This is a genomic window from Pseudomonas sp. NC02 (assembly GCF_002874965.1).
GTDB lineage: Bacteria > Pseudomonadota > Gammaproteobacteria > Pseudomonadales > Pseudomonadaceae > Aquipseudomonas.
In genome coordinates this window covers 3,285,861-3,301,335 of sequence record NZ_CP025624.1, presented here as the reverse complement: position 1 = coordinate 3,301,335, position 15,475 = coordinate 3,285,861, and the positions used below count along the sequence as shown (strand labels likewise).

General features: G+C 63.1%; 16 protein-coding genes. 10 read left to right on the top strand and 6 right to left on the bottom strand.

The window, feature by feature from the left end; all coding sequences use genetic code 11:
* Positions 1–44 precede the first annotated feature (44 nt).
* A complete protein-coding gene (locus tag C0058_RS15840; RefSeq protein ID WP_102369041.1) occupies positions 45–1,418 on the bottom strand; it encodes a PLP-dependent aminotransferase family protein in 1,374 nt (457 codons plus the stop codon).
* 133 nt (positions 1,419–1,551) lie between these two features.
* On the opposite strand from C0058_RS15840, the gene C0058_RS15835 reads away from it, so the two are divergent.
* From C0058_RS15835 to C0058_RS15815, 5 genes are all read left to right on the top strand, one after another.
* Positions 1,552–2,028: a carboxymuconolactone decarboxylase family protein gene (locus tag C0058_RS15835; RefSeq protein WP_003217021.1), complete on the top strand. Its 477-nt coding sequence runs from the start codon at positions 1,552–1,554 to the stop codon at positions 2,026–2,028.
* Positions 2,021–2,461: a GNAT family N-acetyltransferase gene (locus tag C0058_RS15830; RefSeq protein WP_102369040.1), complete on the top strand. Its 441-nt coding sequence runs from the start codon at positions 2,021–2,023 to the stop codon at positions 2,459–2,461. Before C0058_RS15835 ends, C0058_RS15830 begins: the two co-directional genes overlap by 8 nt.
* Positions 2,458–3,081 (top strand): FMN-dependent NADH-azoreductase, encoded by a 624-nt coding sequence (locus C0058_RS15825; protein WP_102369039.1) that lies wholly within the window; start codon positions 2,458–2,460, stop codon positions 3,079–3,081. The genes C0058_RS15830 and C0058_RS15825 overlap by 4 nt, the downstream gene beginning before the upstream one ends.
* Before the next feature lie 59 nt (positions 3,082–3,140).
* The gene (locus C0058_RS15820) at positions 3,141–4,289 is read left to right on the top strand and encodes a MalY/PatB family protein (protein WP_102369038.1); all 1,149 of its coding nucleotides are present in this window, start codon (positions 3,141–3,143) and stop codon (positions 4,287–4,289) included.
* A 94-nt stretch (positions 4,290–4,383) separates the two neighbouring features.
* On the top strand, positions 4,384–7,731 hold the full coding sequence (locus C0058_RS15815; RefSeq protein WP_102369037.1) for a hypothetical protein: 3,348 nt from the start codon (positions 4,384–4,386) through the stop codon (positions 7,729–7,731).
* 148 nt (positions 7,732–7,879) lie between these two features.
* Here the strand turns inward: C0058_RS15815 and C0058_RS15805 are convergent, their stop codons facing one another.
* A complete protein-coding gene (locus C0058_RS15805; RefSeq protein WP_003217010.1) occupies positions 7,880–8,095 on the bottom strand; it encodes a molybdopterin-binding protein in 216 nt (71 codons plus the stop codon).
* Positions 8,096–8,508: 413 nt separating this feature from the next.
* Between C0058_RS15805 and C0058_RS15800 the strand changes: the two genes are divergently transcribed.
* The 3 genes from C0058_RS15800 to C0058_RS15790 are packed head-to-tail and all read left to right on the top strand — an operon-like array spanning position 8,509 to position 11,040.
* Positions 8,509–9,480, top strand: a complete 972-nt coding sequence (locus C0058_RS15800) for an aliphatic sulfonate ABC transporter substrate-binding protein (protein WP_102369035.1) — start codon at positions 8,509–8,511, stop codon at positions 9,478–9,480.
* Positions 9,481–9,490: 10 nt separating this feature from the next.
* Positions 9,491–10,324 (top strand): ABC transporter permease, encoded by an 834-nt coding sequence (locus C0058_RS15795; RefSeq protein ID WP_087693846.1) that lies wholly within the window; start codon positions 9,491–9,493, stop codon positions 10,322–10,324.
* A 2-nt stretch (positions 10,325–10,326) separates the two neighbouring features.
* On the top strand, positions 10,327–11,040 hold the full coding sequence (locus C0058_RS15790; RefSeq protein ID WP_102369034.1) for an ABC transporter ATP-binding protein: 714 nt from the start codon (positions 10,327–10,329) through the stop codon (positions 11,038–11,040).
* Between the two features lie 163 nt (positions 11,041–11,203).
* Here C0058_RS15790 and C0058_RS15785 read toward each other — a convergent pair whose 3' ends face one another.
* From C0058_RS15785 to C0058_RS15775, 3 genes are all read right to left on the bottom strand, one after another.
* Positions 11,204–12,139: a FecR domain-containing protein gene (locus C0058_RS15785; RefSeq protein ID WP_102369033.1), complete on the bottom strand. Its 936-nt coding sequence runs from the start codon at positions 12,137–12,139 to the stop codon at positions 11,204–11,206.
* Complete coding sequence (locus C0058_RS15780; protein WP_102369032.1) at positions 12,136–12,654, bottom strand: sigma-70 family RNA polymerase sigma factor; 519 nt, start codon at positions 12,652–12,654, stop codon at positions 12,136–12,138. Before C0058_RS15780 ends, C0058_RS15785 begins: the two co-directional genes overlap by 4 nt.
* Before the next feature lie 84 nt (positions 12,655–12,738).
* Entirely contained in the window at positions 12,739–13,359 is a 621-nt protein-coding gene (locus C0058_RS15775; RefSeq protein WP_003216998.1) for an LpxA family transferase, read from the bottom strand.
* Between the two features lie 114 nt (positions 13,360–13,473).
* Between C0058_RS15775 and C0058_RS15770 the strand changes: the two genes are divergently transcribed.
* Positions 13,474–14,439, top strand: coding sequence for a threo-3-hydroxy-L-aspartate ammonia-lyase (locus tag C0058_RS15770; RefSeq protein ID WP_102369031.1), 966 nt, complete (start codon positions 13,474–13,476; stop codon positions 14,437–14,439).
* Complete coding sequence (locus C0058_RS15765; RefSeq protein ID WP_102369030.1) at positions 14,436–14,813, top strand: RidA family protein; 378 nt, start codon at positions 14,436–14,438, stop codon at positions 14,811–14,813. Before C0058_RS15770 ends, C0058_RS15765 begins: the two co-directional genes overlap by 4 nt.
* Before the next feature lies 1 nt (position 14,814).
* Here C0058_RS15765 and C0058_RS15760 read toward each other — a convergent pair whose 3' ends face one another.
* Entirely contained in the window at positions 14,815–15,441 is a 627-nt protein-coding gene (locus tag C0058_RS15760; protein ID WP_003212543.1) for a transcriptional regulator, read from the bottom strand.
* Between the last annotated feature and the right edge of the window lie 34 nt (positions 15,442–15,475).

Sequence of the window (15,475 nt, the reverse complement as noted above, 5' to 3'; positions counted from 1 at the left end):
GAAGCTCGGGGCCGATGTGGCGAATGAAGATGTTCAACCGGTGTTCATAAAGCGCCGTCGATGACCTCGCGCAACACCAGCGCCGCTTCCACCGCTTGCTGGCGAGTCGCCAGGTTGGTGAAGCCCATCAACAGGCCTTGCTGACCGCCGGGCTCGATGCTCCAGCCCGACACGGCCTGTATCCCCAGCCCGGCACGTGCGGCGGCCGCAGCGACGGCCTGATCGCAGACGTCCACCCGCAGCCGCGCCAGCAGGTTGATCCCGCCGGACTGCTCATCCACCTGCAAAAGCGCCCCGCAATGACTGGCCAGTGCCTCCACCAGAAAGCCGCGCCGCACGGTGTAGAGCTGGCGCATTTTTTTCAGGTGGCGGGTGAAATGGCCCTGGTCGAGAAAGTCCGCCGTGGTGGCTTGCAACAATTCGGCGCTGCGGTTTTGCAGCACGCCGGCGCTGGCCTCAAAGGCCGGGAGCAGCGCCCGAGGCACCACCAGATAACCCAGGCGCAGCCCCGGGAAGAGCATCTTGCTGAAACTGCCGGAGTAGATCACCCGGTCGGCCGTGTCCTGGCTCTTGAGCGCGGCCAGGGGCTGGCCCTTATAGCGGAACTCGCTGTCGTAGTCGTCTTCCACCACCCAGCCGCCGTGGGCCTGTGCCCAATCGAGCAAGCGATGGCGCCGCGCAGTACCGAGGGCCACCCCCAGCGGGCTCTGGTGGGCCGGGGTGACAATCGCCAGCCGGGCGCCGGGCGCACGCCGTATGCCCTCCTCCACATCAAGCCCGTCGTGGTCCACCGGCACCGGGACCAACTGCACCCCCAGGTGCAGCAGCAGTTGCCGCGCATGCAGGTAGCCCGGGTCTTCGAACCAGCATGGCTGGCCGGCCATCTGCAGCGCATCACACACCAGCGCGAGGCACGCCGAGTAACCGGCACACACGAACACCTGCTCCGGCGAACACTCCACGCCCCGGTACAGCGCCAGGTATTGCGCGATCGCCACACGCAGCGAGCGGGCGCCACGCACATCGCCCATGGCCAGGCTGTTCACATCGACTCGGCGCACTTGCCGGGTGACCAGCCGCGCCCACAGCTTGCGCGGAAAGCTGTCGAGCGCCGGCAAGCCCAACTGCAACAGGCGCGGGGCCGACGCCGGCGCCACGGGTTCGGGTTCAACCGGCAACGACTTGATCGAGCGCTGCGGCAGCGCCTCGGCCACCACTGTTCCCGCCTGGCCCCGCGCCAGGAAGAACCCTTCGCTCACCAGCAACTGGTAGGCCGTCTCCACCGTGCCCCGGGCCACCTTCAGTTCCTGGGCCAGGCTGCGCACCGACGGCACCCGCTCACCGGGGCGCAGTTGGCCCTGGTCGATGGCCTGGCGAAAGCGCCGGTAGATCTCCTGGTATTTGGGCAGTGACGACATGGTTATCCGGCTCACAGTGAATCAGCCCTGAAGTCTGATCTTGTCCCAACCCGCTTGTCCATTCTTGGCCCTATTGAGCCGGCGACCCGGCCGCCACACTGACGGCATCACTTCACGAAACAAGGAGCACCCCATGCAACACCGTCTCGACTACGCCCTGGCGGCGCCCGTCGGCTACAAGGCCCTTGGCTCGGTGCACAGCTACATCCACGGCTGCGGCCTGGAGAAGGAATTGATTGACCTGGTGTACCTGCGGGTCTCGCAACTCAACGGCTGCGCCTACTGCCTGGACTCACATTCGCGCGACCTGCTCAAACAGGGCGTGAGCCTGGAAAAGCTGATGCTGCTGGCCGCCTGGCGCGAAGCGTTGCCGTTGTTCAGCCCGCGTGAACGCGCCGCGTTAGCTTGGGCCGAGTCGGTCACCCAGGTCGCACAAACCGAGGTGCCGGACGAACACTATGCCGAGGCCAAGGCCCTCTTCGATGACAAGGAAATTGCCGACCTGACCCTGGCTATCGCCCTGATGAACGCCCTGAACCGCGTCGCCATCAGCTTTCGCAAAGTCCCTGCCGCCGTAAAAGCGCACATGGAGCACGGCAACCATGAATGACTCTGTTGAGTTTGTGCACATCGAAAGCGACGCCGACTGCCTGGCCTGCTTTGCCGTTATGCAGCAACTGCGGCCAAAGCTCGAAGGCCCGCACGCCTTCGTCCAGCAGATCCAGCGCCAGCGCGAAACCGGCTACCGCCTGCTGGCCGCCCGGGAAAACGGCCAGGTGCTGGGCCTGGCCGGTTATCGCCTGACGGAAAACCTGCTGTATGGGCGCTTTATCTACGTCGATGACCTGGTGGTGGACGCCTCCCTGCAACGCCGACGCCTGGGTGCGCACCTGCTGGACGAGGTACGCCAGCACACCCGCCGCCTGGGCTATCGCTACCTGGTGCTGGACACCGGCATGCACATGGCCCTGGCCCAACGCTTCTATTTTCGCCAGGGCCTGCTGCCACTGGGGATGCACTTTTCACAGGACCTCGGCCAATGACCCGCGCCCTGCTACTGAGCTTCAGCCCCCACGGCAAGGCCGCCCAGACCTTCCGCCTGGCCCGCGCCCTGCTCCGCGAACAGGCACCCGAGGCCGAAGTGGTCGAACGCGACTACAGCGGCCAGGCCCTGCCGGCGCTGACCCGGGAATACGCCAACGCCCTGACCACGCCCGGCGGCCTGAGCGGCCCGGCAACCGAGCGCTCCGAGCAACTGATTGTCGAGCTGGAAGCCTGTGACCTGTTGATCATCTGCACCCCCGTGCACAATTTCACGGTGCCGGCGGCCCTCAAGTGCTGGATCGACCATGTGGTGCGCATCCACCGCAGTTTCACGGTGAATCCGCAGTTTGAGAAAGTCGGCTTGCTCAAGGACCGGCGCACCTTTGTACTGGTCAGCTCCGGCAGTTCGCGAAAAAACCGCGAGCCCGACTTCCTCACGCCCTACCTGCAGGCGATCCTTGGAACCGTGGGCATTCACGCGGTGGATTTCGTCTATCTGGGGGCCATGGTGCGTGGCGAAGCCGCCGTGCAGCGCAGCCTGGAACAGGCCCACACGCAGTTGGCCGAGGCATTTGACCGGCAAGCGGGCGCCCGGGCGGCAATCAGCGCTGGCGCGTAAAATTAATGGCGCTAGAATCAGCGCCATTTCTACGCCCGCCTCCCTGATACGAGCCACCCATGAGCTTTGATTTCGACACGATCCACTCCCGCCTCGGCACCGGCAGCACCAAGTGGAGTCGTTACCCGCAAGACGTTCTGCCGATGTGGATTGCCGACATGGACATCGCCGCACCACCGGCTGTGCTTCAGGCGCTGCACCAGCGCCTCGGTCAACAGATCCTCGGCTACAGCGTGGCCTGCGATGGCGTGCGCGAGACGATCGTCGCCGACCTGTGGGCCAAGTACGCCTGGCGTGTACAGCCGGATGAGTTGCTGTTCCTGCCGGGGGTCGAGCCTGGTTTCAACATGGCGCTGCACGCATTTGTGCAGCCCGGCCAACCGGTGGTGTTGCAAACCCCCAACTATCGCCCGATCCGCCTGGCGCCCGGCCACTGGAACCTGCCGAAGATCGAAGTGCCATTTGAGCTGAGCGCCGAAGGCGAGTACCTCACGCCGTTGCCGGCAATGCGTGAAGCCCTCACCGGCGCCGGGGCGCTGCTGTTGAGCAACCCGCACAACCCGATGGGCAAGGTCTTCCCCCGTGAGGAACTGCTGGCCGTGGCCAGCGCCTGCCTGGACCAGGGTGCGCTGATCGTCTCCGATGAAATCCACGCCGAGCTGTGCTTTGACGGCCGCCGGCATATTCCCACCGCCAGCCTCAGCCCCGAGATTGCCCAGCGCACCATCACCCTGATGTCGGCGAGCAAGGCGTATAACGTCGCCGGGTTGAAGACCTGCTTCGCGGTGATCCAGAATCCCGAGATCCGCGAGCGCTTCAACCAAGCCCGCTGCGGCATGGTCGACAGCGTCAGCCCCCTGGGCCTGGAAGCCACGCGTGCGGCCTACAGCGACTGCGGCGACTGGCTGCAGGCGCTGGTGGCCTACCTGCAAGCCAACCGCGATTACCTGCTGAACGCCGTGCAAACCCGCCTGCCCGGCGTGGTCATGCATGCGCCTCAAGGCACCTACCTGGCCTGGCTGGATTGCAGCGCCCTGGGCCTGGACGACCCGCAACGGTTCTTCCTCGAACAGGCCAGGGTCGGCTTGAGCGCCGGGATTGAATTCGGCGATGACAGCCAGCAATTCGTGCGCCTGAACTTCGGCTGCCCACGGGCCATGCTGGAAGAAGGCATCGCCCGCCTGGAACGCAGCCTGCGTCACCGTTAAGGCGCAATTCACAACTTTTCGCAACGACCGCCGAACCCCTGCTGTTACTGTTTTTGCCGATTCGTCCCACCGGTAACAGCAGGAGTTCCATGGCATGACGACCCAGCCGCTCAACCGCTCGACCGCCCCCAAAGCCCTTCCTCTCACACCGCCCAAGTCCGGCGCGGCGTTCCACGTGCTGCTCAAGAACAGCGCCAACAACAAGAAGGTGGAGGCCGGCGACAAAACCGCGCAAGGGCTCGCTGCCAGCAAGGAACAAGGCTATGAACTGGCCGCCAAGGACGCCGCACCGCCCACCACTCTGGGGGATTACAAGGCCATCGGCCCGGCGGACGAAGTCGGCCCCGGCCTGATCCGCTATGAAACCCAGGACGGCAAGAAAGTCATCGTCAGCGAAAAAGACAGCCCCGAGCTGTTCAAGCAAGTCAGCGCCGACTTCAAGGCACTCTCCGGCGTCAACGCCAGCGAAGCCGCCGGCTACCAGCGCCTGGGCGGCGACGCCACGGCCCCGGAAAAGCTCGGCGACTACAAATCCCTCGGCCCGCCCGACGAAACCGGCCCCGGCGTGATTCGCTACGAGACCCAGGACGGCAACAAATTCGTCATCAGCCAGCGCGACAACCCCGAGGCCTTCCAGAAAGCCAAGGAAGCCTATGAAAGCTTCACCGGCCTGGGCAGCAGCGAAGACGCCGGCTATAAGCGCGCCAGCGACAACGAAGTGTGGCCGCCCTACGCCGGCACCACCGTCGGCCCCAAGGATGAAGTCGGCCCCGGCCTGATCCGCTTTGAAAGCAACGGTCAGAAAATGGTCGTGGCCCGCGACGACAATCCCAAGCTGTTCGACTACCTGGCAGGCCTGCACGAGGTCTACACCAACCCCGACAAAAAGGCCGCCGTAGAGTCCGCGCTCAACGACGGCTCGACCCTGGCAGACGCCAATACCAAGGCGCCGGAGCTGAACGACTACAAGGGCTTCGGCTGGATCGAAGGCCAGCAAGGCAATGTGCTGACCTATGAAACCCAAGACGGCACCAAGGTCGTCGTATCGGCCGACGTCAGCCCGGAACTATTCAAGAGCGTGGCCACCGCCCAGGACACCTGGAGCAAGATCCACTCCAGTGAAGACGCCGGCTACAAGCTGGCCGGGCCGAATGACTTCCTGAAGAACACCGAGATCACCTTCGGTTCCCCCGACGAGCTGGGGGACGGCCTGATCCGCTATGAAACCAGCGAAGGCAAGGTCATCGTCTCCAAGGAGCTCAGCCCGCAGCTCTACGACGAAGTGGTGGCGAAATGGGAAGCCTGGAGCGCCGGCACCGTCGACGAGACCCGCGCCAAGTACAACCTGCCGAGCAACGATGAGCTCGACGTGCTCAACCTCGACACCGGCGTGCATGCCGACAAGGACGACGACAAGTCGCCGACCCAGAGCGTCAGCGAACTGGCCACCACCGAACTGATCGACACCTACCGCGCCGGCGTCAAGGACGGCTCGATTCCCAAAGACGACCCACGGGCCAAACTGGTCCGCGCCCTGGAAGCCCAGGCCGCCTACCAGAACGGCCATGGCATCACCGGCTACGAAGAATCCAAGCGCCCGTTCAACACCACCTGGCGCGAGTTCGATGACAAGCAGACCGAGCTCACCTCCGCCGACATGCACGACATCATCGACGGCAAGGCGGTGCAGGAGCAGATCGGCGAGTTGTTCAAGGACCCGACGGTGCAGGCCGACTACAAGACCAAGATGGACGACGCCATCAGTCACCTGCCCAACAAGGACGAGATCAAGCAGAAGCTTCTCGACCTGACCAGCAACCCCGACTATGTGCTGTACCTCAAGGACCTGCAAAAACAGGGCAAGAGCCACGAAGCCCAGCAAGACCTGAGCAACACCCTGACCTCGCTGTCGCTGTTCGACCCGGAAGCCGCCACCAAGGCCGCGCAGAATATCCAGGCCGACGGCCTCACCACCGACCTCAACGAGATTCTCTCGGACCCGAGCAAGATCTCCGACGACAACAAGGAACTGGCCACCAAGGACCTGTTCGGCCTGCTCAAGGGCGTGCTCAAGGGCAACCTGCTGGACCTGCCGCGCCGCAGCCAGGAAGTGCTGGAGAAATTCCTCAACGAGGGCCTGGAAGGCAAGGAGAAATCCTCGGCCGTGACCAAGGCCCTGGAAGAACTCGGCGACGTCTACAAGAACAGCGGCACCATCAGCGAAGCCGACGTGAAAACCGCCCTGAGCAAACCGTATATCCCGGTGGCGGATCGCGGCATGCTCGGCGAGGTGTTCAACACCCTCAACAGCAAAGGCATCCTCGGTTCGATGGGCGCCGGCGTCAGCCTGTTCTCGGGGATTTACCAACTGGTGGGCAAAGGCGGCAAGCTCGGCGAAACCCCGGCCCAACGCATGACCATCGCCAAGGACTTCCTGAGTTTTGCCGGCGGCGCCAGCCACTTCGTCAAGCTCGGTGACAAGATCGGCGAAGCCCTGGGCAAGGGCGGCCTGGTGGACTTCCTCGGCCTGGACAAGACCCTGCCGGAAATCTGGGGCAAGGAAGGTGCGGCCGGCAAAGTCATCGACTTCAGCAAGCCCACCGAAATCGACTCAAAGGTCAGCAAGGAAATCGCTGCGGCCCTGGACGCGGTTCCCGACAGCCAGTACGACGGCGTGGCCAAGCTGTTTGGCGAGGGCGACAAGGCGGTAACCGAAGCCACCGAAGGCCTCGCCACTCACCTGGATGACGGCCTCAAGGCAGCCGGTGCGGCCAAGCTTGGCGCCTCCCAATCGGCGAAGATCGCCGGTTCCGTGATCAAGGTGTTGGGCCCGGCGACGGACATTGCCGGTGGTTTTGCCGACATTGTGCTCGGCGCCCTGGCGATCAAAAGCGGCGTGGACAGCAAAGACCCGTTGGCTCAGGCCGCAGGTGGCTTGCAAGTGGCGGGCGGTGCGTTCGGCGCGTCGGCCGGGGTATTGGGTGCGGCGGCGCTGTTTGGCGCAGGCACGGCGGCGGCGCTGACCGGGCCGCTGTTCCTGGTGGGCGTGGTGTTGGCGGTGGTAGGCGGGATCATCGGTTACTTCGTCGACCACAATAAAAAACAGAAGGCTACCGAGAAGGAAAACGACTGGTACCGCGACCTGGCCGGCGACGGTTTGCTGCAGGACAACTGGGCCGACAAGGTCGAATACGCCCACTACGAGATCCACCACTACCACGGCCGCGACACGCCGACCGATGACAGCCTGTTCCGCTTCCAGCAATCGGAGTGGGAGCATTTCGACTCCACACCACAAAGCGGCGGCTCGTCGAGCAACCGGCTGGATGGGGATTTGCACAAGGACTACAAGGACCCAAGCGAAACGCCCAAGGCACTGCCGGATGCTTCGGATGAGAAGCCTGGGTCCCGGCCATCGGGAGGCGGGCCTCGGCTCAACTAACCCTCCAACGGCTGTATGCAAAACAAAATGTGTGAGCGGGCTTGCTCGCGAAAGCGCTGGATCAGTCATTGTAGATGTCGACTGTCACACCGCCTTCGCGAGCAAGCCCGCTCCCACATTTGGATTGGGTTCACAACTGGACTCGGGTTTACAGCTTGGCGATCGACACTTCAGTCGACTTCACAAAGGCAATCACTTCACTGCCCACCTTCAATTCCAGGTCACGCACCGAGCGTGTGGTAATCACCGACGTCACGATCCCCGACGCGGTTTGCACGTCGATCTCGGACACCACTTCGCCGATCAGGATTTCCTTGATCACGCCTTTGAACTGGTTGCGCACGTTGATCGCTTTAATGGTCATGTCGGCTTTCCTTTGGTCGGTTGGGTCAATCCGCACGAATGCGCAGGCACTCAAAGTGCCCTATTCGTGAAACCAACAAAAGGAATATATAACTCTTTATTTATTCCATAAAAACATATGCAAGCTGTTGCACAGCCAACAGTGATTCAACAAAGTGCCCGCCTCCCCACTCCCAACCACTCCCCACGTAGCAGCTGTCGAGCCCAAGCGATACTGCGTCAGCGGTCTGTCTGACACACCGCGAACGCAGCCTCGCTTGGGCTCGACAGCTGCTACGCCAGGGTGTTGCCCTGCCCTGCAAAGACGCTGGCACAGAGACTGCATATTCCTATAACGCATGATGGAACATGCCATATGAATTTTCTAAATATAAGAAAAGCCTTCTCTTATCCCGCCTTGTCCGGAGCTGTTCCATGAAACCCTTCTTCAATACCCTGTTGGGCGCCTGCGCCCTCGCCTTCAGCCTGCAACCCCTGGCCCAAGCAGCGGAAACCGACCCTGCGCAAGTCAACCTGGACTACGCCTACTACTCCCCGGTGAGCCTGGTGCTCAAGCACTTCGGCTGGCTTGAAGAAGCGCTGCCGCAAACCAAGGTCGGCTGGGTGTTGAGCCAGGGCAGCAACCGTTCCCTGGAATACCTCAACAGCGGCGGCGTCGACTTCGCCTCGTCCGCCAGCCTGTCGGCGGTGCTCAGCCGGGCCAATGGCAGCCCGATCAAGTCGGTGTATGTGTACAGCCGCGCCGAGTGGACTGCACTGGTGGTGCGCAAGGACTCGACGTTCAACAGCGTCAGCGACCTCAAGGGCAAGAAAATCGCCGCCACCAAAGGCACCGACCCGTACCTGTTCACCCTGCGCAGCCTGCAGAAAGCCGGCCTGAGCAAGGACGACGTGGAGCTGGTGCACCTGCAACACCCGGACGGCCGTACCGCGCTGGAGAAAGGTGATGTGGATGCCTGGGCCGGTCTCGACCCGCACATGGCCGCCAGCGAAATCCAGGCCGGTTCGCGCCTGCTGTACCGCAACAAGGACTTCAACAGCTACGGCGTGGTCAGCGTGACCGACAAATACGCCAAGGAGCATCCACAGACCGTCGCCAAGGTGCTCGGTGCCTATGAAAAAGCCCGCAACTGGGCGGTGAAACACCCCGACGAATTCGCCAAGCTGCTGGCCGACGAATCCGGCCTGCCCCTGGACGTGGCCAAGCTGCAATTGTCGCGTACCGACCTTAGCAGCCCATTGCTCACTGCCCAGGACGTGGTGTCGTCCAAGGCGGCCGCGCCGATCCTGGTGTCGGAAGAACTGGTGCGCCGTGGGGTGAATGTGGATCAGGTGATCGACCAGTTGATCGACCCAAGCTTTGGCCAGGCTTTGCCTCGTCCATAAGGGGAGCGTCATGAGCAGCAAAAGCGAAACCCTGCCCGTCGCACTCGCGCCAACGCTCACCGTGCAGCGCAGCGCCTGGCCGCGGCGGCTCAAGGGCCTGGCGTTGCCGGTGTTGATCCTGGTGATCCTTGAAGTGGTGGTGCGCATCGGCTGGCTGCCGTCCTACCAGATGCCGGCGCCCAGCGAGATCGCCGTGACCCTCACCGACCTCGCCGAAGGCGCGCTGTGGAAACACATCAGCGCCAGCCTGTTGCGGGTGCTGCTGGGGTTCACCATCGGCGCCGGCCTGGCTCTGGTGTTTGCCGCCTGGGTCGGCTTGAGCCGCGAGGCCGAGGCGTACCTGGAACCAACCTTCGCCGGCCTGCGCTCTATCCCGAGCCTGGCCTGGGTGCCGCTGTTGCTGCTGTGGCTGGGCATTGATGAGACCTCGAAGATCGTGCTGATTGCCATCGGCGCGTTCTTCCCGGTGTACCTCAATGGCGTCGCGGCCATTCGCGACATCGACCGCAAGCTGGTGGAAGTCGGGCAGATGTATGGCTTCAGCCGCACGCGCCTGGTGCGTCGCATCCTGTTGCCTGCCGCCCTGCCCGGCCTGTTCACCGGCTTGCGCAGCGGCCTGAGCCTGGCGTGGATGTTCCTGGTGGCGGCCGAGTTGATCGCCGCGACCAAGGGCCTGGGTTACCTGCTCAGCGACGGCCGGGAAACCTCACGGCCTGACATTGTGCTGGCGGCGATCATCGTGCTGGCGCTGCTGGGCAAGATCAGCGACGGCCTGTTGGCGGCCCTGGAAAAACGCTGCCTGGCCTGGCGCGATACCTTCAACGGCCAAGGCCCGGAGAATTGAGCATGAGTGAAGCGCTACTGGACATTCGCGTCGAGCGGAAAAACTTCGGCGCAACGACGGTGCTGACCAACGTCCATTTGGCCTTGCAGCCGCGGGAAGCCGTCAGTTTGCTGGGCCCCAGTGGCTGCGGCAAAAGCACCTTGCTGCGGATCGTCGCCGGGCTGGAAAAGGACTATCAGGGGGAACTGTTGCAAGGCGGTGGTGAGGTCGCGTTTGTATTTCAGGAGCCACGCCTGATGCCGTGGCTGACGGTGGAGCAAAACATTGGTTTCAGCGATGACGATGGCTATGACAAGGCCTGGGTCGCGCAGTTGATCGATGAGGTGGGGCTTACGGGTTTTGGCCAGGCGTTGCCCAAGGCGTTGTCTGGCGGGATGGCGCAACGGGTGGCGATTGCTCGCGGGCTGTATTCACGGCCGCAGGTGCTGTTGCTGGACGAACCGTTCAGCGCGGTGGATGCGTTTACCCGCATGAAGCTGCAGGACCTGCTGCTGCAATTGGCCGAGCACCACGGGATCGCCCTGCTGTTGGTGACTCACGATGTGGACGAGGCGCTGTACCTGAGTGACCGGGTGTTGGTGATGGATAACCGGCCGAGCAGTATTCGCCAGGAGCTGGCGGTGGAGCTGGTGCATCCGCGGGATCGGCGGGATCCGCAGTTGGCGCGGCTCAAGGCACTGGCGTTGACTGAGCTGCAGCGGGCGCATGTGATCTGAAAGGCACGTGTTGAGTCCGCCCAAAATCAAAAGCTAAAGCGGGCACGGTTCAAATGTGGGAGCGGGCTTGCTCGCGAAGGTCGTTAACGATGACGCGGGCATCCTGATTCAACGCGGCGCTCTCAGGTTCTTCGCGAGCAAGCCCGCTCCCACAAGGATCGCATCAAGCAGCCGATTTACGCGGCGTCAACGTCACCCAATACTGCGTACGGGACTGCACTTGCAGCGGCATCGTCGACGCCAGCAACGCAAGAATTCGATCGGTATCGGCCAACTGAAAACTCCCAGTGACCCGCAGCGCTTCAAGGCTCGGGTCCCAGCGCAGCACACCCGGCCGATACCGCTCCAGCTCCCGCAAAAAATCACCCAACAGCTGGTTCTGCGCAGTCAGCACACCGTCGCGCCAACCCAATTGCAACGCATCAAACCCCACCGCAGCGCCCATCCCCGACGCCTGCAACCGTGCCTGCTGCCCCCCCTGCAATGTCGCCACCTGCCCACGCAGGTCCTGCACCTGCACCGCGCCCTTCAACACCGACACCAAACACCCGGAAGACAACTGCCGCACACACACTTCAGCCTGGCTGACGATCACCTGGCCATAACGCGTCTGCACCGTCAGCGCACCAGCCCCCGGCACCGTCAACGCCATCTCCCCTTCCACCAGCGTCACACGGCGCCGGGCCGTATCCACGTCCACCGCGCTCGCGGTATTCAGTTGCAGGCTGCTGCCATCCAACAGCGGCACTCGCTTGCGTTCGCCAGTGGCGGTGTGCAGGTCGGCGCGCCACACGTCGATAGGCAATTGCCGGCTGAGCAACCACGCGGTTGGCAACAACGCGGCGACACCCAAGGCACGCTTGAGTACTGCACGCCGTCCCGGTTGCGGACGATCAAGGCTGGCCATGGCCAACGCTGGCGGCAAGTCGGTAAACCGTTGGCGCAGCGATTGGGCTTTTTGCCAGATCTGCTCATGCTGGGGATGGCTGTCACGCCACTGCTGCAGGCGGGCGTGATCACGTTCGGTGGCGCTGCCGGATTCCAGCAACGCCAGCCATTGCGCCGCCGCCCGGGCGAGATCCGGCGCAGCACGGCTCACAGTTCCACCAGCAGGCAATGCTCGTAAGCCTGGGCCATGTAGCGCTTGACCGTACGCTCGGACACCTTGAGCCGCTCGGCAATCTCCCGATAGCCGAGTCCTTCCAGCTGGCTCCAGAGAAACGCGCGGCGCACCACCGCCGGCAAACCGTCGAGCAATTCATCCAGGGCTTGTAGGGTTTCCAGCAGCAACCAGCGTTGCTCCGGCGACGGCACGCAAGCCTCCGGCAACTGCATCAACGCATTGAGATACGCCCGTTCCAGACTGCGCCGCTGGTGAAAATTCACCAGCAAGCGCTTGCCCACCGTCACCAGATAGGCCCGGGGCTCCTGCAATTGCGCAATCGGCTGCGCGCTGGCCAGCACCCGCAGGAACGTGTCCTGGCTCAGGTCGGCCGCATCCCAGGCGTTGCCCAAGCGGCGCCGCAGCCAGCTTTCGAGCCAGCTGCGGTGGTCGCGATAGAACGTGTGAAGGCTGGGTTCAGCGAGGTGCGTCGGCACTACAGCATCATTCATGGCAAGTAACCTGCGCGGCGCGAGTCAGTCTCAAATGAGATTCATTCTATTTAATAACCTGCCGGCGTACCACGTTCTTTTCGACTAACCGTTGCCCACTTCTCCATCGAACAGTTGACCGCGCCCCACCACACGACCTGAACCGAGCACCGCACCCGGCGCCAGCACGCCATTGGCTCCCACCCGGCACTGATCCCCAAGCAGCGCGCCAAACTTGTCACAGCCGGTGCGCTGCAACTGCCCGTCAATGCGCACCTGCACTTCCTTGTCGTCACGCTCGTTCCGGTAGTTGGCCACGATACTGCCGGCTTCCAGGTTAACCCCGCGGCCCAATACCGAATCACCGACAAAGTTGAAATGCGCCAACTTGCTGCCGCTGAAGACAAAGGATGTCTTGAGCTCTGCACCCGGTCCGAAGATGCAATATTCATCCACCCAGCAACCGCCGCGAAGGTAGGCACCGGCAGCGATAAAACAGTGGGCGCCGATGATCAGCGGCGATTTCAAAACAGCGCCCGCCTCCACGACCGCAGTACGGTGCACGGCAATCTCGTCATGAATCTCATAGTCATCATCAGAAAGCCCCGCCAGCAATTTGCGAACGATTTCCGGCGCCTGGGTCACCAACTCCCACGGCGCAAGATCCACCCAGGGTGCCAGCGGCGAACGGGAAAAATCAGCGATGTAATCGGTCAGTCGAATCAACGTCGAGCCCTCTACAGATCAGAGAAGCCCGAAACGCTAGCATGAAATGCAACTTTACAGTTTGTATAGATATGGATATTTTATCCATCTAACGACATTCGAGAGGTCCCTCCCATGCCACCGTCTTCCTACCATGACGTAATCAAAGCCGCCGAGCGCCTGGAAGGCTTCGCCCACCGCACGCCGGTGTTCACCTCGCGTACCCTCGATGCCGAGACCGGCGCCCAGGTGTTTATCAAGTGCGAAAACCTGCAACGCACCGGCTCGTTCAAGTTTCGCGGCGCCTTCAATGCGCTGTCGCGTTTTGATGAGCAGCAGCGCAAGGCTGGCGTCGTGGCGTTTTCCTCGGGTAATCATGCGCAAGGCATCGCGCTGGCCGCGCGGTTGTTGCAGATGCCGGCAACCATCGTGATGCCCACCGACGCCCCCGCCGCGAAGGTCGCCGCTACCCGGGAATACGGTGCAAGCGTGGTGTTCTATGACCGCATCACCGAAGACCGCGAGCAGATCGGTCGCACACTCGCCGAGCAACACGGCATGACCCTGATCCCCTCCTTCGACCACCCGGACGTGCTGGCCGGCCAGGGCACTGCCGCGAAGGAGCTGCTGGAGTTCACCGGCCCGCTGGACGCGCTGTTTGTCGGCCTGGGTGGTGGCGGCATGCTCTCCGGCACCGCGCTGGCCACCCATGCGCTGGCGCCCGATTGCCTCGTGTACGGGGTCGAGCCCGAAGCCGGGAACGACGGCCAGCGCTCCTTCCAGAGCGGCAGCATCGTGCACATCGACACGCCCGTCACCATCGCCGACGGCGCCCAGACCCAGCATTTGGGTCAGCACACCTTCCCGATCATTCGCGAGCAGGTCACTGACATTTTCACTGTCTCGGACGCCGAGTTGGTGGCCTCGATGAAGTTCTTCATGCAGCGCATGAAGATGGTCGTGGAGCCCACCGGCTGCCTTGGCCTCGCGGCCCTGCGAAACCTCAAGCATCAGTTCCGGGGCCAGCGCGTGGGCGTCATCGTGACCGGCGGCAACGTCGACCTCCAAACGTATGCGCAGTTGCTGAGCGCTCCACAATGAACTTCGTCCACACCCCCGCGGCCTCGGCGCCTGCCGGTCACTACTCCCAGGCCGTAAGCCACCAGGGCACGCTGTACATCTCCGGTCAATTGCCGGTGAGCCCTGACGGGCGTCATAACCTCGAGGCTTCGTTTGCCGAACAGGCTCAAGTGGCCCTGGACAATCTGTTGGCGATTTTGAAGGCCGCAGGCGGCTCACCCGCAGACCTGGTGAAAGTCACGGTGTACGTGGTGGGGGTAAAACACTGGCCTGAATTTGATGGCTTGTACGCCGCTGCGCTGGGGGATCACCGCCCCGCCCGCGCGGTGGTGCCGGTGCCGGAACTGCACCACGGCTATCTGATTGAAATCGAAGCCGTGGCGCGCTCGGCATAGGTCATTTGGCGTAGGTGTAGACCGCCGCCCGCGAGACCCCAAGGTGTGAGGCAACCGTTTCCATGGCACGCCGGATGTCCATCACGCCGGCTTCTTTCAGCTCTTGCATCAGCAGGCGCCGGTCGGCGGCCTTGAGGGCTCGTGGGGTGGTCGCCAGGCGTGCGGCGAACTGGTCGATGCGCGCACGAATGGCGTCCGCACCGGACGGGTCGAGAGACTCGGCGGGCCGATCGCCGCTGACCGAGCCGAACTGTTCCAGCATGCCCTGCAAGCCACGGAACAACGAGAGGTCGACGTTCATGCACAAGGCCGCCACGTACTTGCCGGTGGAGTCCTTGATGCCGATGGAAGTGCTCTTGACCTGACGCCCGTCGGCGAACTGGTTCTGGTAGTTGGCGATCACCTGCGGGTACTCGGGATCGGCAATCCGCGCCAGGCCCAGCTCGGTGGCCGGGTCACCCGGCTGGCGCCCGGAGAGGTTGTTGTGGATGGCCATGATTGCGTGCTGCGGGTCGCGCAGGTCGTGCAGCACGACCTCGCAAAACGGGCTGAAGGTCTTGCTCAGGCCTTCGGCAATCTGTTCGAGCTGGCTGATCAAGGCCGCTTGTTCGGGAGTGTGTTTTTTCATTCAGACAACATATCCAGTACTGGATAGACCGTCA